General features: G+C 45.2%; 16 protein-coding genes. All 16 read left to right on the top strand.

Features of this window, described 5'->3' with window-relative positions; genetic code table 11:
- The first annotated feature begins 3 nt into the window (after positions 1 to 3).
- The 16 genes from ACZ41C_RS01750 (at position 4) to ACZ41C_RS01675 (ending at position 26,172) form a co-directional block, all read left to right on the top strand.
- The gene (locus tag ACZ41C_RS01750) at positions 4 to 1,437 is read left to right on the top strand and encodes an ATP-dependent DNA helicase (RefSeq protein ID WP_464563892.1); all 1,434 of its coding nucleotides are present in this window, start codon (positions 4 to 6) and stop codon (positions 1,435 to 1,437) included.
- A 71-nt stretch (positions 1,438 to 1,508) separates the two neighbouring features.
- Complete coding sequence (locus ACZ41C_RS01745; RefSeq protein WP_138259153.1) at positions 1,509 to 2,078, top strand: DUF4126 domain-containing protein; 570 nt, start codon at positions 1,509 to 1,511, stop codon at positions 2,076 to 2,078.
- A 19-nt stretch (positions 2,079 to 2,097) separates the two neighbouring features.
- The gene (gene kdsB, locus ACZ41C_RS01740) at positions 2,098 to 2,811 is read left to right on the top strand and encodes a 3-deoxy-manno-octulosonate cytidylyltransferase (RefSeq protein ID WP_464565686.1); all 714 of its coding nucleotides are present in this window, start codon (positions 2,098 to 2,100) and stop codon (positions 2,809 to 2,811) included.
- The gene (locus ACZ41C_RS01735) at positions 2,802 to 3,500 is read left to right on the top strand and encodes an HAD family hydrolase (RefSeq protein WP_464563890.1); all 699 of its coding nucleotides are present in this window, start codon (positions 2,802 to 2,804) and stop codon (positions 3,498 to 3,500) included. Before kdsB ends, ACZ41C_RS01735 begins: the two co-directional genes overlap by 10 nt.
- Before the next feature lie 9 nt (positions 3,501 to 3,509).
- Positions 3,510 to 4,637 (top strand): iron-containing alcohol dehydrogenase family protein, encoded by a 1,128-nt coding sequence (locus ACZ41C_RS01730; RefSeq protein ID WP_464563888.1) that lies wholly within the window; start codon positions 3,510 to 3,512, stop codon positions 4,635 to 4,637.
- 20 nt (positions 4,638 to 4,657) lie between these two features.
- Positions 4,658 to 5,188: a 1-acyl-sn-glycerol-3-phosphate acyltransferase gene (locus ACZ41C_RS01725; RefSeq protein ID WP_464563886.1), complete on the top strand. Its 531-nt coding sequence runs from the start codon at positions 4,658 to 4,660 to the stop codon at positions 5,186 to 5,188.
- Positions 5,189 to 5,482: 294 nt separating this feature from the next.
- Entirely contained in the window at positions 5,483 to 6,028 is a 546-nt protein-coding gene (locus tag ACZ41C_RS01720) for a hypothetical protein (protein WP_464563884.1), read from the top strand.
- 6 nt (positions 6,029 to 6,034) lie between these two features.
- A complete protein-coding gene (locus tag ACZ41C_RS01715) occupies positions 6,035 to 6,556 on the top strand; it encodes a phage tail protein (RefSeq protein WP_464563882.1) in 522 nt (173 codons plus the stop codon).
- A gap of 5 nt (positions 6,557 to 6,561) precedes the next feature.
- Positions 6,562 to 7,089: a phage tail protein gene (locus ACZ41C_RS01710; protein ID WP_464563880.1), complete on the top strand. Its 528-nt coding sequence runs from the start codon at positions 6,562 to 6,564 to the stop codon at positions 7,087 to 7,089.
- 4 nt (positions 7,090 to 7,093) lie between these two features.
- Positions 7,094 to 8,212, top strand: a complete 1,119-nt coding sequence (locus ACZ41C_RS01705; protein ID WP_464563878.1) for an ABC transporter substrate-binding protein — start codon at positions 7,094 to 7,096, stop codon at positions 8,210 to 8,212.
- Between the two features lie 15 nt (positions 8,213 to 8,227).
- Positions 8,228 to 14,716 (top strand): HYR domain-containing protein, encoded by a 6,489-nt coding sequence (locus tag ACZ41C_RS01700; protein WP_464563876.1) that lies wholly within the window; start codon positions 8,228 to 8,230, stop codon positions 14,714 to 14,716.
- A gap of 708 nt (positions 14,717 to 15,424) precedes the next feature.
- Positions 15,425 to 21,559: a T9SS type A sorting domain-containing protein gene (locus ACZ41C_RS01695; protein ID WP_464563874.1), complete on the top strand. Its 6,135-nt coding sequence runs from the start codon at positions 15,425 to 15,427 to the stop codon at positions 21,557 to 21,559.
- Between the two features lie 255 nt (positions 21,560 to 21,814).
- A complete protein-coding gene (locus tag ACZ41C_RS01690; RefSeq protein WP_161595353.1) occupies positions 21,815 to 21,961 on the top strand; it encodes a hypothetical protein in 147 nt (48 codons plus the stop codon).
- An 18-nt stretch (positions 21,962 to 21,979) separates the two neighbouring features.
- Positions 21,980 to 23,326 (top strand): MraY family glycosyltransferase, encoded by a 1,347-nt coding sequence (locus ACZ41C_RS01685; protein ID WP_464563872.1) that lies wholly within the window; start codon positions 21,980 to 21,982, stop codon positions 23,324 to 23,326.
- Between the two features lie 70 nt (positions 23,327 to 23,396).
- Complete coding sequence (locus ACZ41C_RS01680; RefSeq protein WP_464563870.1) at positions 23,397 to 24,908, top strand: O-antigen translocase; 1,512 nt, start codon at positions 23,397 to 23,399, stop codon at positions 24,906 to 24,908.
- Positions 24,909 to 24,930: 22 nt separating this feature from the next.
- Positions 24,931 to 26,172, top strand: coding sequence for an O-antigen ligase family protein (locus ACZ41C_RS01675; RefSeq protein ID WP_464563868.1), 1,242 nt, complete (start codon positions 24,931 to 24,933; stop codon positions 26,170 to 26,172).
- Positions 26,173 to 26,196 lie beyond the last annotated feature (24 nt).

Below are 26,196 nucleotides of genomic sequence, written 5' to 3'. Positions count from 1 at the left end.
TCCATGAAGTTACAGACACCTGCTATTTTTTTTAAAGAGTTGGAAACCAAGTTTCCACATGAGCCGACCCTAAAACAACGAATAGCCCTTGAAAAACTGTCCAACTTTATCCTTTCCAAAAAGAAGGACGAGGTTTTTGTTTTAAAGGGTTTTGCAGGTACAGGAAAGACTACTTTGGTTGGTACCTTGGTTAATAGCCTATGGAAGACCGGGATGAAATCGGTTTTGATGGCACCCACGGGCAGGGCGGCCAAGGTCATGTCCAATTACTCGAAAACGCAGGCATTTACCATCCATCGAAAGATATACTTCCCTAAAAAGCAAAGTGGGGGCGGGGTTCAATTTGTGATGGCACCCAATAAACATCGGGACACCATATTTATAGTGGATGAAGCTTCCATGATTCCTGATACCCCGGCAGATTCCAAATTGTTCGAAAATGGTTCCTTATTGGATGATCTGCTCATGTTCGTATATTCCGGTCATAACTGCAAATTACTTTTGATTGGTGATACCGCCCAATTACCGCCCGTCCACTTGGAATTGAGCCCGGCCTTGGACGAGGACAAACTTGCCCTAAATTATAATAAGGAAATAGTTCGCTTGGAATTGGATGAAGTTGTGAGGCAAGCCGAAGATTCAGGAATCTTGGAGAACGCCACCATACTAAGGGAGCAGTTGAATGGAAGTTATTTTGACAGCTTTCAGTTTGATGTGGGCCCGTATTCCGATATTGTCCGATTGATAGACGGGCATGACATTCAGGAAGCCATTGACGAATCCTATTCAAAAAACGGAAAAGAAGAAACGGCGATTATCGTACGTTCCAATAAAAGGGCGAACCTGTATAATCTCAATATTAGGGAGCGAATCCTGTTCTTGGAGCACGAGTTGGCAGCGGGTGATTTTATGATGGTCGTAAAAAACAACTATTTCTGGCTAAAGCCCAATTCTGAGGCGGGCTTCATCGCCAATGGTGATATCATAGAGGTATTGGAAATTTTTGCCTTCAAGGATCTTTATGGATTCAAATTTGCGGAAGTCAAGGTTCAAATGGTCGATTACCCCAATATGAAACCTTTTGAGACAGTTTTACTGTTGGATACCATAAAGGCGGAATCCCCGTCCCTTTCCTATGAGGATGGCAATAGGCTATATCAAGAAGTGATGAAGGATTATGCCCATGAGAAATCCAAGTACAAGAAGTTTCTCGGCGTAAAGAACAACAAATATTTCAATGGACTTCAGGTAAAATTCTCATATGCGATTACCTGCCATAAGTCCCAAGGAGGGCAATGGAACACCGTATTTGTGGAGCAGCCCTATCTGCCAAACGGTCCGGACAAAGAATACCTAAGGTGGCTGTATACCGCCGTAACCAGGGCCAAGGAAAAGCTATACCTTATCGGCTTTAAAAGTGATTTTTTTCTTGAATAGGAAACCGTTACTTTAGTATTGGAATATAATAGACCGAAGATTTTCAAAGTCCAGTTTAAGAAAGAAACAAAATGACATCAGAAACCATCATCAGTATTTTTCTCGGTATTGGGCTCGCCGCTTCCGTTGGTTTCCGGGTATTTTTGCCATTGTTCGCTTTGAGTTTGGCCGCTTATTTTAATGTGTGGGAATTGAACGATAACTGGCAATGGATCGGAAGTTTGGCCGCCTTGATTACCCTGGGAGTAGCTACCGTGGTGGAGATATTCGCCTATTTTATTCCTTGGGTGGACAATTTATTGGATAGTTTTGCAGTGCCCTTGGCTGCGATCGCGGGTACGGCCGTAATGGTCTCCACGGTGGCCGATTTAGACCCCGTGGTAACGTGGTCGTTGGCCATTATTGCCGGCGGGGGAACGGCTACTGCCATCAGGGGGGCGGGCGCCACGGGCAGGTTGGCATCCTCTACGACAACGGGAGGCCTGGCCAATCCCATTTTGGCGACCGTGGAAACGGGAACCGCTACGGTGGTGAGTATCGCATCCATATTCGCCCCCATTTTGGCCGCGGTACTGGTCATCATCATTTTAATAGTAATTTTTAGAATTTATAGAAGTCTAAGGCCCAAGGCAAAAACATAAAAAGGTGAAGATAATTGCAATGATTCCGGCACGCTATGCGGCCTCAAGGTTTCCGGCAAAACTGATGCAGGATCTATCGGGCAAGCCCGTCATAGTAAGGACCTATCAAGCGGCGGTGAACACGGGACTTTTTGATGCCGTGTATGTGGTAACGGATAGCGATATCATTTATCAAACGATTCTAGCCGAAGGCGGGAATGTACTCATGAGCAAAAAGGAGCATGAATGTGGCAGTGACAGGATTGCTGAGGCGGTCACGGATATGGACGTTGATATCATCGTAAATGTACAAGGTGATGAGCCTTTTACGGATCGGGAGAGCCTACACGGTGTCCTTGAGGTATTCAAGCAGGATTTTGAAAAGGAAATCGATTTGGCATCCTTAATGGTCAGGATAACGGATGAAGAGGAAATCAAAAACCCCAACACGGTAAAGGTGATTGTGGACAATAGAAATTTTGCCCTCTATTTTTCCAGGTCACCCATCCCGTATCCACGGGCCAAAGGCGATTACACACGGTATTATAAGCACAAAGGAATCTACGCCTTTCGTAAAAGCGCCTTGATGGATTTTCAACGATTGCCCATGTTGCCATTGGAAGCCACTGAGAAAATAGAGGCTATACGCTATTTGGAATACGGAAAAAAAATAAAAATGGTAGAGACTACCGTAACCGGTATCGAGATAGATACCCCGGAGGACTTGGAAAGGGCAAAGGCGGCATGGAAATAAATTTTAAGGACATACAGGTCATAGGTTTTGACGCGGACGATACCCTTTGGGTGAACGAAACCTATTTCCGCGAGGCGGAGGAAGCCTTTGCGGACCTTTTGGAAACCTATGAGACCAAGAACAAGATAGACCAAGAGCTCTTTAAGATGGAAATCAAGAACTTGGATTTGTACGGATACGGTATAAAAGGCTTCATGTTGTCCATGATTGAGTCGGCCTTGGAACTGTCCAATAATGAGGTAACGCAAGAAACACTTTCTAAAATTCTGGATTTGGGCAAAAGTATGATTTCGCATCCGGTGGAAATATTAGATGGTGTGGTGGAAGTGCTGAAAAAACTACAAGGTAAATACAGGTTGATCGTATTGACTAAGGGCGACCTCTTAGATCAGGAAAGAAAGTTGGAACGCTCCAACCTATCGGAATACTTTCATCATGTTGAGGTGTTGAGCGATAAGAAAGAGAAAAACTATCAGGACCTTTTGGACCACTTGGAAATCGATGTGAAGAATTTTTTGATGATCGGAAATTCCTTAAAATCAGATGTTCTACCGCTTGTGAATATCGGTGCAAAGGCGGTTCACGTGCCCTTCCATACCACATGGCAGCATGAAGAGGTGGCGGAGCCCAGGGAAAAAAAAGGATATATAACGGTATCGAAACTTACGGATGTTTTGAATTACCTTTAAATAGAACGGATGGAGACAAGCAAGGAAATGGAAATGAAAAATATACCTACAAGGGCATCCCAAAAGTTTCGAAACTTTCCCATGGTACCCAGAGTGGTCTTTGGAAATGGCAGTTTTGACCAATTGGGGGATATTTTGTTACCGAAACGCAAAAATTCGGACGCGCCCATTATTTTCTTGGTGGACGATGTATTTGAGGATTCCGATCTGCATGCCAGGATACCCCGGATTTTTTCGGACCAAATTATTTTTATTTCTGCCGATGAGGAACCCAAGACCCAGCAAGTAGATACCTTGGTGAAGCAAATCAAGGAATCCTTTCAGGAAATGCCGTCCGGGATTGTGGGTATTGGCGGAGGTACTTTACTTGATCTTGCCAAGGCCGTAGCCATACTGCTGAACAATTCTGGAAGTGCGGCCGATTATCAGGGTTGGGATTTGGTACATAGGGAATCGGTCTACCATGTCGGAATCCCTACCATCAGCGGTACCGGGGCCGAAGTCTCCCGAACCACGGTGCTTTTGGGACCTGAAAAAAAGTTGGGCATCAATTCGGATTACACCACTTTTGACCAAGTGATCTTAGATCCGGAGCTTACCAAAGGAGTACCCAAGGAACAATGGTTCTACACGGGTATGGATTGTTTTATCCATTGTATAGAAAGCCTGAACGGGACCTATTTGAATGCCTTCAGCCAGAGTTATGGGGAAAAGGCGTTGGACCTCTGCAAGGAAGTCTTTTTGGACGATATTGCCGAGGAAGAATCCCGAAACAAGTTGATGATGGCGTCATGGCATGGGGGTATGAGCATTGCCTATTCGCAGGTAGGCGTGGCGCATGCCATGAGTTACGGCTTGGGGTATCAATTGGGCATCAAACACGGTTTGGGCAATTGTTTGGTGTTTCAGTACTTGGAGGAATTTTATCCGGAGGGGGTGTCAATATTCAACGAGATGCGAAAAAAACACCAAATCGATCTTCCAAAAGGTGTTTGTGCCGGTTTGACCGAAAATGACTTGGATGCAATGATATCCATCGCCATGGGAATGGAACCCTTGTGGGAAAATGCCTTGGGGCCAAATTGGAAATCGGTCATTACTCCGGCCAAATTGAAATCCATCTATAGAAAAATATAGGAAATCCTTCCCAAACCCAGATGCAGAGACTTTCGCGTTTTATTTACTTCAAGCTTTTAGGTTGGAAAATGACAGGTACGTTTCCTTCCCATTTGGATAAGTTTGTCATAATCGTCGTGCCCCACACCAGTTGGTGGGATTTTCTCTTGGGGCTATTGGTGAGAAAAATATTGAATGAGGAAATCAACTACATTGGTAAGAAAAGCCTTTTTGATTCCCCGTTTGGCTGGTTTTTTCGTTGGACGGGCGGTGCTCCTATAGACCGAAGCAAAAGTAACGACACCGTTAGTGCCATTGTACGGATTTTTGAAAACAGGGATAAATTCAGATTGGCCCTCTCCCCGGAAGGTACGCGCAGAAAAGTGGATAAATGGAAAACGGGCTTTTACCACATTGCCAAACAGGCCAATGTTCCCATTGTAATGGTCGCCTTTGATTATGGAAAAAAGGAGGTGAAGTTTTCCAAGCCTCAAATACCTACCGAAAATCAATCAGCTGATTTGGAAAAATATGAGTCCTTTTTTATGGGTGTGAGGGGGAAGCATTCATAATTAATTTGTTATAAATAACTTATCAAGTTATTTTTTTACTTAGAAAAACGAAAATTTTTTAAATCTACTTGTTTACTTTATTTATGTTGTTAAATAAACATAGATTTATGTATTTTCTTGCATTTCATCCATTATTTTGTACCGTTCATCCCATAAGGGACTATTTAGGTTCACAAACCTTTAACTTTCATTAACATAATTATTAGCTGGAGAATCTAGCTGGTTTTTGTAACCCCACAATACAAAGAACCAAACCGCTTCCTATGGTCATTGTAACCAATCACCAAAGGAAAAATGAAAAACAACCAAAAAAGAAGGAACTTTCTTAAAGGTTCCGTATTGGCATCCACAGGTGCCATGCTTTTGCCTACGATCGATTTATTCGCAAAAGAATCATCATCTTCTTACCCTTCAATTTCAACGGCAGATATACGGACCAAGCTATTTGGCAAGCAAGTGGAGATTTCTGGACAGGTATTCGACGTTTCAGGAAAGATTCCCCTTCAAAATGCGAAGGTTGAATTCTGGCACCTTTCCCCCAATTCGGAACAAATTGGACACAAGGGCTTATTGATAACGGATTCCGAAGGAAAATACCTTTTAAGGACTGATTATCCGTCCAGAGAAATGGGTAAGCACACGACCATCCACTTTAGGGTCTCAAAGGAAAATGAGGAATTGGTTACGGAACTGAAATTTTCGGATTTCGATGTTTTTATTACCGAAAAACATTGGGAAGCCCATCAAAATTTGGAAGATAGTCTACTTTTTCCAAAAATGGAAAAATTACTATTTAGAACTAAAATCAATTTTAATATTTCAATAAACCAACAAATCTAAATAACTATGGAACCATTTTTAGGACAAATAATGATGTTCGGCGGTAATTTTGCGCCTAGAGGCTGGGCATTATGTGATGGGCAAATTTTGCCCATCTCACAATTTCAAGCCCTTTATTCTTTACTGGGAACTACATATGGAGGTGATGGTCGAACATCCTTTGGACTCCCGGATTTGCGGGGCCGTAGTATTAGGGGTGTCGGATCGGGCCCTGGCCTTGCCAGTGTAGGTTGGGGGGAGAAAGGTGGTGCAAACGAAATCACTTTGTCTACCGGTAATTTACCATCTCATAACCATGGTATTGCGGTACCCGTGAGCACTGAAACAGGGGAAGAATCCAGCCCGGCAAACAATTATATTGCAGCAAGAACCAATGGCTTCAAGTCCACTTCAAATGCTACTCTAAACGGAAGTACCGCTGTTTCCACAACAAATACTGGAGGGAATCTACCGGTAAACATTGATAACCCTTACTTGGGTATTTATGCATGTATTGCAATACAAGGATTATTTCCATCTAGAAATTAAACGATATGTCAGCAACACCATTTATAGGACAAATAGAGGCTTTTGCGTTTAATTTCGCACCAAGAGGATGGGCCGTTTGTCAAGGACAGTTATTATCAATCTCCCAAAATGATGCACTATTTTCATTATTGGGTACCACTTTTGGAGGGGATGGAAGGACCACTTTTGGTCTTCCCGATTTAAGGGGAAGAACCTTAAGACATGTTGGTAATGGCCCTGGATTAACTAATATTCGAGCAGGAGAAAAGGCAGGGAGAGACTCACTTGCACTAACCACTGTTGAAATGCCTCAACACAACCATTCTTTTAATCAAAAGCTTAACGCATCTTCGGATGTTGGCGATTTGAGTAGCCCTTCGGGTAATTTTGTTGCATCCAATGAAGGGGCTTACAATGAAGACCCAGGTTCTGAAAATCTAGGCGATGAAAAAACTATGAACGTAGGCAGTTCCAATAGTATCTCTATACAAAATCCTTATCTGGGTATGTATGTTTGTATAGCATTGGTAGGTGTTTACCCTTCAAGGAGTTAGTTATATGAAAATAGCTTTACTACTACCTACTTCCGATATGTTTCCAACTCTGGCCAAGGATTTTTTGAATGGCTTTAAACTGGGTGTGCAAGAGAATATTGCTGAAGTTGAGCTTTTCATAGAAAGTATCGGAAAGGCCTCGAATGAAGACGTCTTAAAGGTGGCGGAAAAGTTGTTGTTGCAGGAAGATATTGATTTAACCATTTCTTTCTGTAGCATTTTTCATCTGGATGCCATGGTTGAAAAATTCGATAAATATAAAATTCCATTACTATTTGTAGACCTAGGTGGCTCAATACCAAAAAAGGTGCACTTCAGCCCTTACGTGTTGCACCATTCTTTGCATTTGTGTGATTCTGCATATTTGGCGGGGACAATAGCAGCTGAAAAATTTGGAAAAAAGGGTGCTTTGTTGTCTTCATTTTATGACGGTGGCTACCAATTGTCATCCTCTTTTGTTACTGGTTATTTGGATGCTGGTGGAACTATAGTCTATAATAATGTATCTCCTATGGACTATAGAAGCAGCAATTATGAAAAAATGTTAAAAGAACTAAAGGAGAATAGGGCAGAAGTCGCTTTTTCCCTTTTTAGTTTTAATGAGGCAAAGCACTTCTTTGAATTTCTTTCTGAACAAGATGCCGAAGGGTTACCATTTATAATGGCATCGCCTGTTATGACAGATGAAAGCATGCAGTACCCTGATTTTGGGAATTTACCAAAAACACTATCGGTGGCCTCTTGGTCTTTTGAGTATGGCTCAGCGAATATGGTAACCTTTATGGAAACATTTAAAGCAACATATGGTAATGTTCCAAATGTTATTTCCCTTTTAGGGCATGAATCAGGACTCATAGCAAATGCTCTTATAAATAATGGTGAGATAACTTTCGAAAAAATTAAGAATACCACTATAGAGGGTTCCCCACGCGGTCAAATACTTATCAGTAAAAACAATCAAACGAAACCAAAGAAACAACTGTTGCGCAAATTTGAGTTCAACGGAAGTGCCTATATCAATTCGGTTATAGAAGAATTATCCAAAGGAGAACCAATAGATCTTGTCGAAACCTTCGAGGAGATACAGTACTCCGGTTGGAAAAATCCATATATCTGTACCTAACTAAACTCCACTATTATGAAAAAAATTACTCTTTTAGTATCGTTCATCGCTCTTATGGCGTTTCCCATTCTGGGTATAGCGCAAAAAGTGGCTATAGTAGGTATGAATCATACCACTCCAGATGGCATAGCCATTGTAGCCTTGGAAGATCTTCCTTCGGGTGAAACATTTTATTATACGGATTCTGAGTATAGTGATGCATCCAATGCCTTTGCTTCAGGTGAGGGAGTGGTTCAGATTAGCCTTACTTCTGCAATGTCCAAAGGAAATATAATAGTTCTTTCGGAGACGTCGATGAATGTGCTTTCTTTTAGCTGTTCTAATGGTTGTACGGGAAGTGCAACGGTTATATCGGGTAATTTCGCGATTGCTACAGATGGGGAGGGACATTATTTATATTCGGATAGTGATACAGACCCTACAAACGGCGTTACGGAAATATTTTGTGTGGTCTACACGGGTAGTGGAGAAGCGCCCAGTGTAAATGGTGGTAGCATTCCTTCTGATGAAAATCCTACAAACGACTTTCCAAATGCCATCGTTGTGGATGGTTTTCCAGATTCCCAGCCAGATTTTACGGAATACGACCCCACTTCACGAGGGGGTACGGTCACCCGCGAAGATTTGGAAAACCCATCGAATTGGAATCATGGCCAGCCCAATGGTACCCCTTCGCAGACGCCCTTTGCCGATATTCAGGCGGGTAATAATTCTTCCCCCTGCGAAGCAACGCTAGAAGCTTCGGATACCGAGGTTTGTTTGTCGTTCTCACCACCCGACACTATAGATTTAACGGGTAGCTCAACGCCTGATCCAACAGGTAGTGGAACCTTTAGTTTGGGTGTTGGTTCTGATATTCCGGTTACAAACCCATTGGTTGATAATGGTAACGGTACGGGTACTTTCAATCCGATAGCGGCAGGGGCCGGCACCTATATTTTGGTATATACCCATACGAATTCAACAGGTTGCGTTGCCGAGGCCCAAGAAACCATTGTGGTCTATCCAGAGGCCGATATTAGCATAACGGGACCATCTTCGGTTGCCGAAGATGGAGCGCCGATTAACTTTCAAGGTCTACTGGGTGGGGCAGCGACCTCAGGGGTTGTGGCCATGCTACCATCTCCACCTAGCGGAAGTTTTTCAGGTAGTGCGGTTACAGCAATAGCAACCTACACCCCAGCAATAGGAGATGCTGGTGATTATAACATTCAATTTACCTATGTTGATTCTGATAATAATAGTTGTATTAACATACTACGAATACCATTTACAGTTGAACCAATAGGTGACACCACTCCACCGGAAATAACGTGCCCTCCTGACCAGATATTGATTGCAGACTCCAATTGCAATGTATTGGTTCCAGATTATACGGGTTTGGTTACGGCAACGGATAATGTTACCGCTTTACCGATCATTACGCAAAGTCCCCCAGCAGGGTCCACATTCAATGGTGCCGGTACTACGGTAATTGTCTTTACGGCCACAGATGATGCAGGGAATTCTGTCACGTGTAACATGGGCCTTACCATTGAGGACAATAAAGCACCTATTCCCATTTGTATCAACGGCCTAACGGTAGAATTGGATGCTACAACAGGCCTTGGGACAATTTTCGCTTCGGATTTTATTGCGTCACCAACAGTTGATGCTTGTGGTCCTGTAACGTATTTGATATCTCGTGTCGGTTCGGACGTAAAGTCACCGAGCCTAACCTTGGGTTGTGAGGATGAAGAAATTACTTTGGTGCGTATTTGGGCAGAAGATGTCAATGGTAATAGCGATTATTGTGAGACATATATTCAAGTTGACAAAACTCAGTTTAATTGTCCGGATGAGAGCCCTCCAGTTATAGACTGTACGTCAGTTGATGGCGCTAGGAACAATGATGCCGGGCAATGTGGTTTTACCATGCCAGATACCGGATTTGATCCTACGGCAACTGATAATGTTGGTGTAGTATCCTTGACCAATGACTTTAACAATACTTCTTCGTTAGCGGGTGAAACGTTTCCAGTTGGTACCACAACCGTTATTTGGACTGCCGTTGACGCTGAAGGTAATACCGGCAGTTGTAGCTTAGATATCGTGATAACCGATAATGAAGCACCTAGTGCTATTGTTCAAAATGTTATCATAGAACTGGATGATCAGGGACAGGTTAGCGCAAATCCATTTTTAACAGGTGCTTTAATAAGTACCGATGATAATTGCGGCGTTGACGGAGGTGTAGGAGTAACAGGTCCAAATACTTTTACTTGTGCGAATATTGGCGAAAATCCACAACGAATATTTGTAAGGGATATACATGGCAATCAAACGCCTTATGATGTGGTAGTTACAGTGACTGATCCATTGGGCATCTGTGTCGATATAACTTGCCCACCAGACATTACCATTAAAGAGGGTGAATCAACAGATCCTTCCAACACCGGACTTGCCACTGCAACTGGTGGCGCAGGAGATGTCACTATTACTTTTTCCGATATCGTAGCTACTGATGGCACAATAACCAGGACATGGACCGCTACTGATGAACAATCAAATAATTCTAGTTGTGTTCAAATTATTACGGTTGATCCATTGTCAACTGTAAAAGTTACAAAAGATGTAATCGGTGTTGGTTCAAATCCTGATGACCAGTTTTATTTCTTTTACAATACCTCTATACCTAATGAGTTGGGTAATTTTTACTTAAGTGAATCTGGTATTAATTCTCCTGAACAGGAAGGAGGGTCATTTTCTTTTAATGGCGCTTTCTTGATTCAAGTGAGGGAAGAAAACTTACCCGATGAATATTCCATAAGTGACATTCAATTTACTTCTGAGAAAGGTACGTCTTCAATAAGGTTAAAAACGAATAATGAAATTCAGGTTGACGTAGCTTCTGGAGACAATGTTTCAATAAAATTTATAAACACATATGTAGAACCTTGTCAGGTTTCCGTAGACATCCAACCGCAAGATCCAGCCGTTTGCGAGTTTGACCCATTGAACCTGTCGGTAGAAGCTTCGGGCACGGGAACACTTTCGTACCAATGGCAGTTTGCACCACCTGGAACATCAAGTTTTATCGATGTTTTAAGTGATTCGCCAAACGTTCAAGTTGGTGTATCGGTTGGTCTGGCAGCCAATGGTAACCAATACCGTGTAATCGTGACCAGTGACAACGGCACGCCCAACGACCCTGCGGACGATTGTTCGGTGATCAGTGATGTTGCGACATTGACTGTGAACCCTTTACCCGAAGTGGAGATTACAGGCAAGGACAGCTATTGCCATGACGGGAACGGTGTCGAGTTGGATGCCGGTGCCGGCTTTACCAGCTATCTTTGGTCACCAGGCGGGCAGACCACGCGGACCATTACGGCCCTTGAGGGAAGCTATACGGTAACGGTGACCAACGAGTTCGGGTGCGAGACCACGTCTGAGGCCTTCATCGTCACCAACAACGAGCCTTTGACCTGCAGCATAGAGCAGGACATACTTACCACGGACCATTTGACCGAGGACGGGGTGGCAACCGTGACCCCAATCGGGGGTAAAGCGCCTTTTACCTATTTATGGGACAACGGGGAGACCACCCAAACGGCCACTACCCTGACCTATGGGATCCATACGGTGACGGTAACGGACACGAAGGGTTGTGAGACGACATGCCAGATAGACGTTGCCAAGGAACTGTACTGTTGGACGAATTTGATACAGAACGTTAGTTATAAGGGAGGCAATGACGGCTCCGCCAAGGTACTCGGCAACGGCGGCTACAGGCCCTACAGCTTTATGTGGGAGGACGGTACCATCGGGGATGTGAACAGTTCCCTTACTGCCGGTATCCACGAAGTAACGATTACGGACTCCACGGGTGCTACCTCTACGTGCACGGTGACCATATCGGAGCCCAACGAAGGAAATTGTACGGACCTAACCTGTAGCATAGACCAGGACGTATTGGCTACGAACCACCAGACTCCCGACGGTGTGGCGACTGTCTACCCAACGGGAGGTAGCGGCCAGTATACCTATCTATGGGACAACGGCGAGACCGGCCAGACGGCGACCACCCTGACCTATGGGATCCATACGGTGACGGTAACGGACACGAAGGGTTGTGAGACGACATGCCAGATAGACGTTGCCAAGGAACTGTACTGTTGGACGAATTTGATACAGAACGTTAGTTATAAGGGAGGCAATGACGGCTCCGCCAAGGTACTCGGCAACGGCGGCTACAGGCCCTACAGCTTTATGTGGGAGGACGGTACCATCGGGGATGTGAACAGTTCCCTTACTGCCGGTATCCACGAAGTAACGATTACGGACTCCACGGGTGCTACCTCTACGTGCACGGTGACCATATCGGAGCCCAACGAAGGAAATTGTACGGACCTAACCTGTAGCATAGACCAGGACGTATTGGCTACGAACCACCAGACTCCCGACGGTGTGGCGACTGTCTACCCAACGGGAGGTAGCGGCCAGTATACCTATCTATGGGACAACGGCGAGACCGGCCAGACGGCGACCACCCTGACCTATGGGATCCATACGGTGACTGTAACGGACACGAAGGGTTGTGAGACGACATGCCAGATAGACGTTGCCAAGGAACTGTACTGTTGGACGAATTTGATACAGAACGTAAGCTACAACGGCGGCAGCGACGGTTCTGCTAGGGTAAGTGGCAACGGCGGCTACAGGCCCTATACCTTTGAATGGGAGGACGGCAGTACCGGCGAGGTGAACGACCACCTTACCACTGGCACCCACTATGTGACGATCACGGACGCCACGGGAGCCACCTCTGTTTGTAGTGTGCATATAACGGAACCGAACTCAGAGGAAGTATGTGATGGAATCGACAATGACGGTGACGGTGACATAGACGAAGGCTTCGACCAGGACGGCGACGGTATTGCCGACTGTTATGATAAATGCCCTAATGGTGATGATAGTGTTGACGAGGATGATGATGGCATTCCAGATGCCTGTGATGATGTAGTATGTATAAAACCGGAAATGCCACAGACTGCCTGTTACGAGACCGCTATTTGGAAGCCCGATAATTGCCGCTGGGACATTGTTGGCGAACAGCCCGAAATGCCCGAAACGGAATGCTACGAAACAGCGGTGTGGAACGCTCAGACCTGTAGCTGGGACATTGTTGGCGAACAGCCCGAAATGCCCGAAACGGAATGCTACGAAACGGCGGTATGGAACGCTCAGACCTGTAGCTGGGATATTGCGGACGGCCAACCGGAGATGCCCGAAACGGAATGCTACGAAACAGCGGTGTGGAACGCTCAGACCTGTAGCTGGGACATTGTTGGCGAACAGCCCGAAATGCCCGAAACGGAATGCTACGAAACGGCGGTATGGAACGCTCAGACCTGTAGCTGGGATATCGTGGACGGCCAACCGGAGATGCCCGTAACGGAATGTTACGAAACAGCGGTGTGGAACGCTCAGACCTGTAGCTGGGACATTGTTGGCGAACAGCCCGAAATGCCCGAAACGGAATGTTACGAAACAGCAACATGGAACCCAGACACCTGTAGCTGGGATGTTGAAGGTGATCAGCCTTTAGAACCTGAGACGGAATGTTACCAGACCGCAACATGGAACCCTGACACCTGTGAATGGGAGATAGAGGGCGAACAGCCGGAGATGCCGGAAACCCTCTGTTATGAAACGGCAATATGGAACCCTGACACCTGTGAATGGGACATCGTCCAAGATGGTGACCCAAGCTGCGCCGGCGGTTCTATTGATAAGTGTGAAACTGCATTTGCAATGAGCAGTGGCTCATCAACTTGCTTTGAGGATATTCCAAATTTCAAATCACCTCGATGGGGGTGGACCAACGAGTTCCCATCGATTAACGGTACGTACCAAATGGAGCTTTATGCTGCGGCCGGCCAATGCGATATCTCCAAAGGGGCCCTGGTGGGAAGCGTGGAAGTGGTATACTCCAACGGTAGCGTAGATGTTACGGTATCGGTTCTGAACGGCTATAAAATGACCGAGGCCCAGTTGCATGTAGGCACGGACCTAATACCTACAAATCCGAACAACGGCAACCTCACTGTGGCTCCGGGGCAGTATGATCACAAGTATGAGCCCGGGTCCGATTTCACGAACTATACCTTCGATGACATAGGTACAGGGGATGCCGACATATTTTATGTTATTCTTCATGCAGAGGTCTGCCCTATGGACAATGTGTCAAAATATCGGGCACCTACCTTGGAACTATCAGGGTATCCCGTACCATTCAAGGAGGACTTTACGCTCGTGGTGATTTCTCCTAGAGAGATGAAGAGCGAATTGTCCCTATATGATGGAATCGGTAAAAGAGTCCAGACTTTTGGAAACTACTACCTGAAAAAAGGTAGAAATGAGATCGGACTAAGGACGAACGAACTGCCTGCGGGAATGTATTATGTATATGTTACCACCGGTAGCGGCAAGCAGATCTTAAAGGTGCTTCGCAGGCCATGAGGTATTTTGTAAATGGAAAAATGGCCACCTTATTTAAGGTGGCCATTTTTATTAATAATTTTCCATAAGAAAGGGTTCTTGTGTATTCAAATTTTTTAGTTACCATAGAACTGGAAAATGAAATATTGCCCTAAGTACGGAACTGGATAAATATCGTTTCTGAAAAGCATTGGTGTACTCACAATGATTTTGTAAGATAAAAATGATATAATGATTCACATATCATTCCTCTATATAAGAGCTTTTACCACATTGCTAAGCAAGCAAAGGTTCCCATCGTCATGGTCGCCTTTGATTATGGCCAGAAAGAAGTGAAGTTTTACGAGCCTCAAATGCCAACTGACGATTAAGTCGCCGACCGAAAAAAATATGAGTCTTTTTTTATGGGGGTGAGGGGGAAGGTTGCCAAATCATAAAAAACATCACTAAGAGTCTTGCAGCCAATCGAATCTAATAACAGGTTCTAGAAACTTAAGTGTTTCGGAAAGGAAGTAAAAGTTAATTTTAAGGATAGAATGTGCATTTCATCGATTTTTTCAGGAATATTTAACAAAATTTTGCAAAAAGTTAAATTTATGACTAGTTTCATTTAATATTCCCCCTCAGTATTTTTATTAAGAATTTTTTAGTCACAGATTAAGGCCCCACATCTTAATTTTGATACTTCTCGTTTGTATGCTTTGGTTCTAAACACTAAAAACCAAACATATGGGGAATTCTACTCTTCGATTTTCAAAATCTTTTTCAACCTATTTTTCCATCGCCTTGATTTGTCTTTCTTTTTCGACATTGAAAGCACAGGAGCAAATGGACCTACGAGAGCTTGACGGTTTGAATTGTACTGCAAATGATGTGGAAGTTCTTAGTGCATCGCTTGGATCCACTGCATGCCCAACATGTACTCCTGGTGAAATCATTACTGAAGAGCTCTTCATTACAATAAGACATAATACAAATAGTGACAGGCCTGCCTTAGCAATATTGGGTGATTTAACAGTGGTAGATATGAATGGTAATAGCACGACTACTGTGTTCGCACGCTGTAGTGGTCCTATAATACCCAAAAAAAATATTAATGATAATATTCCAGTTGGGAATGGAGGAAATGGTGTTCAAACAATCTCTTATGGTGAAATAACCTTTGAATGCGGATCTCAATTTACCCTGGACAATATACTATTGGTTTGGACCGTACCGTCCGACCCTGATTGTCCAATTCCAGCTTCGGATCCGCCCCCTCCTTCAAAATGTGGGGCTCCCGGTATTTCATTGGAAATTACTCCTCCTTTAAGTGCGGTTGCCACCGCTGAATGCTCAGGTTCTGATGCTAACGTTGATTTGACGATTGTTGGTGGGGAGGCTCCTTATTCTTACACCTGGACAAGTCTTGATAGTGGATTTACATCTTCAGAAGAGGACCCCCAAAATGTTCCTCAAGGAGAAATTTTAAGTGTTACAGTTACAGATTCCGATGGTTGCACTACCACTACATCAATTACTACTCCCATTTGTTTTGTTTGTCCTGAATTTCAAGGACCAGCTGCAGATCCTTTAAATTTTTGCGAGGATCAGGTAGACCCGTTTAATTCTTTTTTTATTGATTCTGATGTAGTGGATGTGGTATTTAGGATTTTTCCTTCCCCCACTACGGATCCTTACACGGGAGGAACCCCTTTGGGTACTGCTGTAACCCCTTTTGGTTCACCTTTAAGGGCTCAGGTCCAGTTGGGGAGTCTGCCCGTCGGTACGCATTACATATATGCAATACTGGATGTTACGGACCCTGACCTTACGGATCCGCTGTGTAGGCCTTTTGACTCTTTTGTGGCCAATGTATATGGAAAAAAGGATGCGGGCGAGGATGGAACGTTAACCATTTGTGAAGGAGAAACAGTTACAGAGGAAGAACTATTTGCCGCACTTTTGGGAACTCCAGAACAAGGGGGAATTTGGACACCTACTTTGGGAGGGGCAGGTTTATACACGTATACACATTCAAATATTGCCTGTGATGATACGAGAGCTACGGTTACCGTCGACGAGCAGGAGGCCCCCGATGCCGGAATGGACGGCACGTTGACTATCTGTGCTGGCGAAACGGTGACCGAGGAGCAGTTGTTCGGTGCCCTTATGGGCGACCCTGACACGAACGGGATCTGGAGCCCCACCTTGGCCGGTGCCGGGACCTATACCTATATGATAGCCGCTTCGGGGAGCTGTGATGCTGTTAGTGCGGACGTGGTCGTCGACGAGCAGGACGCCCCTGCGGTCCCCGAGCTGGATGTAACGGACGCGACCTGCGATGCCGCCGGTACCGCTACGATAACGAACTACGACGACACGCTGACCTATACGTTCGCCCCTGCGGGGCCAACGGTAGGAGCTGGCGGTGTAATCTCCGGCTTCGACACCGGGGTGGACTATACGGTAACTGCCTCGAGCACTGCCCAGAGCGGGGACAGCTGTACCTCGGATGCCGCCGCCTTCAACGTTGCCCCTGCTACGGACGCCCCTGCGGTCCCCGAGCTGGATGTAACGGACGCGACCTGCGATGCCGCCGGTACCGCTACGATAACGAACTACGACGACACGCTGACCTATACGTTCGCCCCTGCGGGGCCAACGGTAGGAGCTGGCGGTGTAATCTCCGGCTTCGACACCGGGGTGGACTATACGGTAACTGCCTCGAGCACTGCCCAGAGCGGGGACAGCTGTACCTCGGATGCCGCCGCCTTCAACGTTGCCCCTGCTACGGACGCCCCTGCGGTCCCCGAGCTGGATGTAACGGACGCGACCTGCGATGCCGCCGGTACCGCTACGATAACGAACTACGACGACACGCTGACCTATACGTTCGCCCCTGCGGGGCCAACGGTAGGAGCTGGCGGTGTAATCTCCGGCTTCGACACCGGGGTGGACTATACGGTAACTGCCTCGAGCACTGCCCAGAGCGGGGACAGCTGTACCTCGGATGCCGCCGCCTTCAACGTTGCCCCTGCTACGGACGCCCCTGCGGTCCCCGAGCTGGATGTAACGGACGCGACCTGCGATGCCGCCGGTACCGCTACGATAACGAACTACGACGACACGCTGACCTATACGTTCGCCCCTGCGGGGCCAACGGTAGGAGCTGGCGGTGTAATCTCCGGCTTCGACACCGGGGTGGACTATACGGTAACTGCCTCGAGCACTGCCCAGAGCGGGGACAGCTGTACCTCGGATGCCGCCGCCTTCAACGTTGCCCCTGCTACGGACGCCCCCGAGGTTGCGACCACTACGGTGGTACAGCCTACGTGCGAAGTCCCCACGGGAACTATAACCGTGACGGTACCCTTGGGTGCCGACCTTGAGTACAGCGCCGACGGCGGGACGACATGGCAAGCTGGCGTCGAGTTCGCAGGCCTTGCCCCCGGCGATTATACTGTGATGGTACGCAGTATGGATGACGAGACGTGCATGAGCGAGACCGGCCCGATAACGATAGACCCGGTACCGAACGCCCCTGAAAATCCCTTGGTTGACGTTTTTAACTCAACCTGTGAAATAAAGGGAACTGTTTCGATAACTAACTATGATGATAATCTAATCTACACATTTGTCCCTGAAGGCCCAGATGTTGATGGTATTGGTAACATAATAGGGTTTCAACCAGGTGTGGAGTACTCCTTAACTACGACTAATGACTACTTTTGCGAGTCCGGTTCTTCGATCTTTATGGTAGATCTATGGCGGGAATTGAGTTGCAGCATAGAGCAGGACGTGCTTGCCACCAACCATCAGTCTCCTGATGGTGTTGCCACGGTCTATCCCGTTGGCGGTAGCGGGCAGTATACCTATCTATGGGACAACGGCGAAACGGGCCAGACGGCGACCACCTTGACCTATGGCATCCATACGGTGACGGTGACGGACGCCAACGGCTGCGAGACGACATGCCAGATAGATGTCGCCAAGGAACTCTACTGTTGGACCAATTTGATACAGAATGTTAGCTACAAAGGAGGCAACGACGGTTCCGCAAGGGTATTTGGAAACGGGGGCTACAGGCCCTACAGTTACATGTGGGAGGACGGTACCATCGGGGATGTGAACAGTTCCCTATCCGCCGGCATCCACAAAGTAACGATTACGGATGCCAAGGGTGCCACCTCTACGTGCACGGTGACCATATCGGAGCCAAATGAAGGAAATTGTACGAACCTCACCTGTGGTATAGAGCAGGACGTGCTTGCCACCAACCATCAGTCCCCTGATGGTGTTGCCACGGTCTATCCCGTTGGCGGTAGCGGGCAGTATACCTATCTATGGGACAATGGTGAGACTGGCCAGGCGGCTACCACCTTGACCTATGGCATCCATACGGTGACGGTGACGGACGCCAACGGCTGCGAGACGACATGCCAGATAGACGTCGCCAAGCAACTCTACTGTTGGACCAATTTGATACAGAATGTTAGCTACAAAGGAGGCAACGACGGTTCCGCAAGGGTATTTGGAAACGGCGGCTACAGGCCCTACAGTTACATGTGGGAGGACGGTACCATCGGGGATGTGAACAGTTCCCTACCCGCCGGCATCCACAAAGTAACGATTACGGATGCCAAGGGTGCCACCTCTACGTGCACGGTGACCATATCGGAGCCAAATGAAGGAAATTGTACGAACCTCACCTGTGGTATAGAGCAGGACGTGCTTGCCACCAACCATCAGTCCCCTGATGGTGTTGCCACGGTCTATCCCGTTGGCGGTAGCGGGCAGTATACCTATCTATGGGACAATGGTGAGACTGGCCAGGCGGCTACCACCTTGACCTATGGCATCCATACGGTGACGGTGACGGACGCCAACGGCTGCGAGACGACATGCCAGATAGACGTCGCCAAGCAACTCTACTGTTGGACAAGCCGAATACAGAACGTGAGCTACAAAGGAGGCAACGACGGTTCCGCAAGGGTATTTGGAAACGGGGGCTACAGGCCCTACAGTTACATGTGGGAGGACGGTACCATCGGGGATGTGAACAGTTCCCTACCCGCCGGCATCCACAAAGTAACGATTACGGATGCCACGGGCGCCACATCTACGTGCACGGTGACCATATCGGAGCCAAACGACGAAGTTTGTGACGGCATAGATAATGATGGTGACGGAAAAATCGATGAGGGCTTTGACGCCGATAACGACGGTGTTGCAGATTGCTTCGATCTTTGCCCAATTGGAGATGATTCTCAAGATTTAGATAACGATGGGATACCCGATGCTTGTGATATAGAGGAATGTGACGGAATGGATAACGACGGTGATGGAAAAGTAGATGAGGGCTTCGATGCAGATATGGACGGGATTGCCGATTGTTTCGATGATTGTGATGATAATTTGGATTCAGATCAGGACGGTGTCCCTGATTGTTCGGACAAATGTCCCGGGTACGATGACAACCTTGATTCTGATGGAGATGGGACCCCGGATTGTATGGACGACTGTGACGATACCGTTGACACAGACGGTGATGGTATTGTTGATTGCGATGATCAAGAAATGGATTCACCTTGTCCGGACAACGTTGATGCCAATGGGGTATCACTGGATACGGATGGCGATGGCGTTGTGGATTGTTTGGACAAATGTGAAGGTTTTGACGATACCCTAGATTCTGACGGAGACGGAACTCCTGATGGATGCGATGTTGAGGAGTGCGATGGTGTAGACAATGATGGCGATGGTGACATCGATGAAGATGTTATATTGCCAACGGTTGAGTTTGTCGCCTTTGGAGAAATACGTATAGATGCAGGTATTCAATACAACCTTTCTGGGGGTAGCCCGGATGGGGGGACTTACAGCGGACCTGGAGTAACCGATAATGGGGATGGCACCTATACTTTTGACCCAGTGGCTGCGGGACTTGGGGAACATACATTGACCTATATCTATACAAATGGTAATGGTTGTTCCAATTCTGCGACAGATGTAGTCAACGTTCTTGAAGCAGTTCCTTTTACGGTACTAATCAATGAATTTCAGCCAAATCCATCAGGTAACGATCCATCGACACAAATGATTGAACTAAAAGGCCCTGCCGGTCAACCGTTTGCAGGATGGATAGTAATCCTGGATTCTGATTCTGGAAACGCCTCCGGAGGGGTCAATGATGTAGAGCAAATTTCTGGAACCTTTGATGCAAATGGGCTTTTAACTGTTTCGATTCCTGATGTTGAGAATCCAAGTTTTACGTTAATCCTTACCGATAACTATCAAGATGGTATTGACGATTTTGATAGTGATAACGACGGCCAATTGGATTCAGATATTTCAAATCTTGGTAATGTTTTGGATGCGATAGGCGTTCCTGACGCAACAGGCGATGAAAATTTCTTATTTGGCACACAACTGGGAGGTGATGACTTCAAGTTTACAGGTGCTGAACCTATGTTGGTTTTTAGAGACAGTAATACAAATGCATGGTATGCTATTAATGACCATACTGACGGTATGACCTATGATTTAGACTCAAATCCCTATACGTTTAGTTCGTTCAGTGGTAACTTGGAGGGACCAACATTTGGAATGGTGAACCCATATATGCTAACAACGGCACGAACTTTTCAAATGGAGTTATGGCCTAATCCTACGGTTGAAATCTTAAACCTGGAGGTTCCAAAGGCCTCAGGTATAATCAGATTTGACCTTTATGATATTTCTGGTAAGTTGGTCAAAAGTGTTCCTGGTAATTCTTGGAACTTACAACAAATTGACGTTAGGAGTTTAGAATCAGGTGTCTATATTATAAGGGCTAACGGAGGCAGTTCAAACAATATGATAAAAAAATTCATAAAAAGGTAATTAAATCAATACTTGACCAAAAGCCCTTTAGGATTAATCCTAAAGGGCTTTTTTCATTTCAACACTTCTTAGAATAACGGTGGGGCACCTCCAATTGCTAGTTTTCAACTTGGGCTTGTAAGATGAAGATTACAATACCTCTTGTCGAACATCCCTTTATAAATGGGGCTTAGCGGATTGCCGATGAACACGGTATAATAACGATTATTGTTCTGAACCATTTACTTTCCCTTTACTTTTATCCCACAAATAAACTTGAAAACCAAACTGACCCAACTTCTTTCCACCTTGAACTATTATTGGAATTACCTCCCTAGAGAGGAATTTATGCAAAATGGTGCGCCCATTTGGGGAGTAAATGCCAATGAGAAAGTAAATGTTCATCATGGTTACGAAAATTAGAAAGGAATGCCCAATAGTATGATAGACTTTTTATCCAATTATTTTTACCTTTCCTTGATTGCCGGTTTTGCCGCTTTCTTTTTATCTACTAGTATTTATCTATATCCAGTAATAATAAATGTATCGAAATTAAAGGGTTTGATGGATGATCCCGATCATCGAAAGATGCACGTTTCCAAAACCCCAAACTTGGGTGGATTGGGTATATTTTTGGCCTTTTCGCTTTCAATGATCGTATTTGGAATTTTGACCGATCTTGTTCCTACGGATTTAGCGAAACTTCTGGCAATCATGGGCTCGTCCATAATTTTGGTCTTTTTGGGAATCAAGGATGACTTGACCGGAATGGCGCCTAAAAAGAAATTGCTTGGCCAGTTGATTGCCGTCTTAAACGTAGTGGTGCTTACGGATATTAGAATATTGCATTTTGGAGGTATTTTTGGGATAAACGAGTTGCCTTACGTTGCCTCCGTGTTATTTTCGATTTTTGTTTTCATGTTGGTCATCAACGCCTTTAACCTTGTGGATGGTATTGATGGTCTTGCAGGTTCACTTTCCATACTTGGAAGCATTACATTCGGCGTACTTTTTTCCATCAAAGGCAATTATCTGATGTCTTTGGTAGCTACCATATTCGTGGGGTCGGTCTTGGGCTTCTTAAAGTATAATCTATCGAGGGACAAAAAGATTTTCATGGGAGATTGTGGATCTCTTTTAACCGGGTTCCTTTTGGCCTATCAAGGTATTTATTTTCTAAACCTCAATATGGAAATAGGAACAACCAATAACTTTACTAATTCCCCCGTAATTTTGTTGGCCATACTTTCGTATCCACTGTTTGACCTTTTGCGGGTCTTTGCAATACGGATTCGCGAGGGAAGGAGTCCCTTTAGTGCCGATTCCAACCATATACATCATCGGCTTTTACGGTTGGGATTGTCGCATAAAAGGGCCACGTTTACCTTGGTAATCGCTAATTCATTGGTAATCGCCTTTGCGTTCCTAACGATGCAACTGAACATTCATATTCATTTGGTAGCATCGGTGTTGTTTGGTGCATGTGTTTATTTACTACCATTTTTGAAAGTGTTTGATATCAAAAATGGTACCCAATCAAACGCTTCCAGTACTGTTTCGGTACTTTTAAATGGAAGTGATGCCCATGATGTCGCTTCTTTAAAGGATTCGGTTGCATCGGAACAAAGCAAAACTTTCAAATCCGATTTGAATGATATGCCCAATAAAGTAAAGGGTCAATCCATTGGGAAGGAATTTATGAAGGACAGAACCAAAACCTTTAATTCGTTAAAGGGAAAATTGAGGAACAGAAAGGACAAGGCATTGGATAAGGATAGTGTCCTTTAATAGAAGGGCATTAGCCATATAAAACCAAATAGAAATTGCTCCGTGAGCCGGTCAATATAAAACGCAGGCGTTGGAAAAATCCATAGAACTTAATAAAGTAGAAAAGCAAAAAGGAAGCAGTTATAGACAGATCATGAAGGCTACCTCCATTTTTGGAGGGGTACAGGTCTTTAATATCCTAATTTCTATTTTGCGATCCAAAATTATGGCGGTGCTACTAGGTCCTGCCGGCGTTGGTATTTTGGGATTGCTCAATACTACAATATTATTAATCAGTTCGTTGACGAATTTTGGCCTTGGAATCAGTGGCGTAAAGGACATTGCCACGGCGAAAGATTCCAATGATGAATTCCGCTTGGCCAAAACGATAAGCGTACTTAACCGATTAATTTGGCTAACAGGAGTTGCAGGTTCCTTGATTACACTCTTTGGGGCGAAATGGCTGAGTCAAATGGCTTTTGGAAATACAGAATATACCATCGCCTTTATCTGGTTGTCCATAACCGTACTTCTAAAGCAATTGGCCAGTGGCCATTTTGTGATTTTACAAGGATTACGGAAACTTAAGGACTTGGCAAAAGCCAATATGATCGGTTCCGCCATTGGCCTTGCATTGTCGATACCTTTTTACTACTATTTGGGTCTGGAAGGGATAGTGCCAGGTTTGGTGATAACCGCTCTAGCAACTTTTATCTTTGCACTTTATTTTGGTAAAAGCATTAAAAAAGAACGGGTTCCTTTACCTTTCAAAGAATTGAAGGCGGAAGGAAAGGGCATGATGACCATGGGTTTTATATTGAGCCTCAGCGGAATTATGGTATTGGGCGAATCTTATATTTTAAGGGTTTTTATCAATTATTCCGGAGGCGTGGAGGAAGTAGGGCTTTACAATGCAGGAATTGCCCTGATAACTACGTATGTTGGATTGCTTTTTACAGCGATGGAAACTGACTATTACCCTAGGCTTGCTTCCGTGGCCTTAAATAATTCAAAGGCAAATGAACTAATTAACCAACAAACCGAAATAGCCTTGTTGATTTTGGCACCGGTATTGGTGGGGTTAATGGTATTTATCGATTGGGTCATTATCATTCTGTATTCTTCAGAATTCCTGGCAGCCAACGTAATGATTTATTGGGCCTTTTTAGGACTCTTCTTTAAGGTTCCCGCATGGGTGATAGGCTTTATATTTATTGCGAAGGGAAAAAGTAAACTGTTCTTTTGGAACGAGTTGATTTCCAATCTCTATCTCTTGCTATTCAACATCCTAGGTTATCATTATTGGGGGCTGGAAGGTTTGGGAATTTCCTTTTTGGTGTCGTACATGGTTTACCTAGGGCAGGTTTATTTTATAGCCAGTAGAAAATATCGGTTTTCCTTCCAAAAGGGATTCTCAAGGATTTTTGGTTTGCAATTCATCTTTGGAGTGCTGTGCTTGGTCGGTATTACTATGTTGAATACACTTTGGATGTATATCTTGGGCGTCCTTCTTATCCTTTTGTCCGGATATTTTTCCTTTGTGGAACTGGATAAACGCCTAGGGCTAAGGCAACTCATTTCGGGGTTTTTGGGTAAGAAATAAGGAATCGGCAGAACTAATTACAATGAGCGATATTAAAAAACTGGCACTTTATGGGGTTTTGTTCGTTCTGATCTATTTAGGACCCGTACCTGTGGGCCCAACCACGTTTTCCCAATTCTGGAAGATTCCCCTTTTTCTTTTTTTGGTTTGGCAGGTTTTGATCATCCGTAATCGGAGAAAACCGAATTTCTTAAAATGGTCCTACGCCAGGGCCGGAAAAAACCTGGTGACGGCAAACTTTTCATTAAGCTATTTTGCCAGCATCATCGATTTTGTCCGATACATGATGTTTCCGCTCATGTTCGAATATGCTATGATCAAGATAAAGGACCTTAGGAATTTGGACAAGATTCTTTTAGGTTTTGCCCAGTTCGTGATTTTGTCCGGGATTCCCTTTATTTTGGGCATTTTGGAAACCAAGGCAAAGGATACGGTAGACTATGAAAGCTTCGGTACTTTTTCAGGTATGTTCCAAAATACGCACGGTGCCGCCATTACTACCACCACCGCAGTTTTGATAATGATCGCCTTTTTAAAGGCAAAATCGAGTATCATCAAGTATACGAAATTGAATTACGCCATCGTCGCATTTGGTATTTACCTGGTTTACTTGACCTATGTTAGAACGGGATATGCCATGTTGGCCATTGGGCTCGTTTTCTTGTTTCTTCCCAAGAAATTCTCCATAAAGCAAATCGCTACGGCGACCCTCGCCGTTGCTGTATTGGGCGTTGGATTCTTTTATCTTTTGGAAACCAACGAGACATTTTACAACCGGATTTTTGACATACGAAACGGTAAACAGACCGCAGCAGGCTCTGGCCGACTCATTTTTTGGCAAACGGCAGTTGAATTATGGTACAGTGGAAACCTTTTTGAAATGCTCTTTGGTTTTGGCTTCGATGCCTTGGTAGACAAGATAAAGGAGGCGACCGGGATACGCGTGTACGCCCATAACGAGTTTTTTACCCAATTGGGCCAGAATGGGGTTTTGGGAATCGTTTTTTTCTTCGGATACCTTATTTCACTCTTTAAATTTATCTGGAAAAGAAAGAATAGACCTTCGTATCGCTTGGCATTGTCCGTATATTTTCTGTACCTGTCCTTGATGCTGACCCAAGGGGGAATGTGGTTTGAGCTGGATGTCTTTATGGTACTTGTCTACGTAAAACTGGAGTTTGAGGACATAATGTTTAAAAAAGTGAGCGTTCTAAGAAAAAAGAGGAATATGGAAAAATCATATATACCTGCCACCGCGCATTAAATCCCTTAAAAGTTATTGACCGCC

The organism is Maribacter sp. C-4077, assembly GCF_055378385.1.
This window is presented reverse-complemented; position numbering and strand designations above follow the sequence as displayed.

What these genes read in the sequence shown, in the direction of transcription:
- ACZ41C_RS01750 (WP_464563892.1), top strand. Translation starts at nt 4, where the DNA reads ATGAAGTTACAGACACCTGCTATTTTTTTTAAAGAGTTGGAAACCAAG.
- ACZ41C_RS01745 (WP_138259153.1), top strand. Translation starts at nt 1,509, where the DNA reads ATGACATCAGAAACCATCATCAGTATTTTTCTCGGTATTGGGCTCGCC.
- kdsB (WP_464565686.1), top strand. Translation starts at nt 2,098, where the DNA reads ATGATTCCGGCACGCTATGCGGCCTCAAGGTTTCCGGCAAAACTGATG.
- ACZ41C_RS01735 (WP_464563890.1), top strand. Translation starts at nt 2,802, where the DNA reads ATGGAAATAAATTTTAAGGACATACAGGTCATAGGTTTTGACGCGGAC.
- ACZ41C_RS01730 (WP_464563888.1), top strand. Translation starts at nt 3,510, where the DNA reads ATGGAGACAAGCAAGGAAATGGAAATGAAAAATATACCTACAAGGGCA.
- ACZ41C_RS01725 (WP_464563886.1), top strand. Translation starts at nt 4,658, where the DNA reads ATGCAGAGACTTTCGCGTTTTATTTACTTCAAGCTTTTAGGTTGGAAA.
- ACZ41C_RS01720 (WP_464563884.1), top strand. Translation starts at nt 5,483, where the DNA reads ATGAAAAACAACCAAAAAAGAAGGAACTTTCTTAAAGGTTCCGTATTG.
- ACZ41C_RS01715 (WP_464563882.1), top strand. Translation starts at nt 6,035, where the DNA reads ATGGAACCATTTTTAGGACAAATAATGATGTTCGGCGGTAATTTTGCG.
- ACZ41C_RS01710 (WP_464563880.1), top strand. Translation starts at nt 6,562, where the DNA reads ATGTCAGCAACACCATTTATAGGACAAATAGAGGCTTTTGCGTTTAAT.
- ACZ41C_RS01705 (WP_464563878.1), top strand. Translation starts at nt 7,094, where the DNA reads ATGAAAATAGCTTTACTACTACCTACTTCCGATATGTTTCCAACTCTG.
- ACZ41C_RS01700 (WP_464563876.1), top strand. Translation starts at nt 8,228, where the DNA reads ATGAAAAAAATTACTCTTTTAGTATCGTTCATCGCTCTTATGGCGTTT.
- ACZ41C_RS01695 (WP_464563874.1), top strand. Translation starts at nt 15,425, where the DNA reads ATGGGGAATTCTACTCTTCGATTTTCAAAATCTTTTTCAACCTATTTT.
- ACZ41C_RS01685 (WP_464563872.1), top strand. Translation starts at nt 21,980, where the DNA reads ATGATAGACTTTTTATCCAATTATTTTTACCTTTCCTTGATTGCCGGT.
- ACZ41C_RS01675 (WP_464563868.1), top strand. Translation starts at nt 24,931, where the DNA reads ATGAGCGATATTAAAAAACTGGCACTTTATGGGGTTTTGTTCGTTCTG.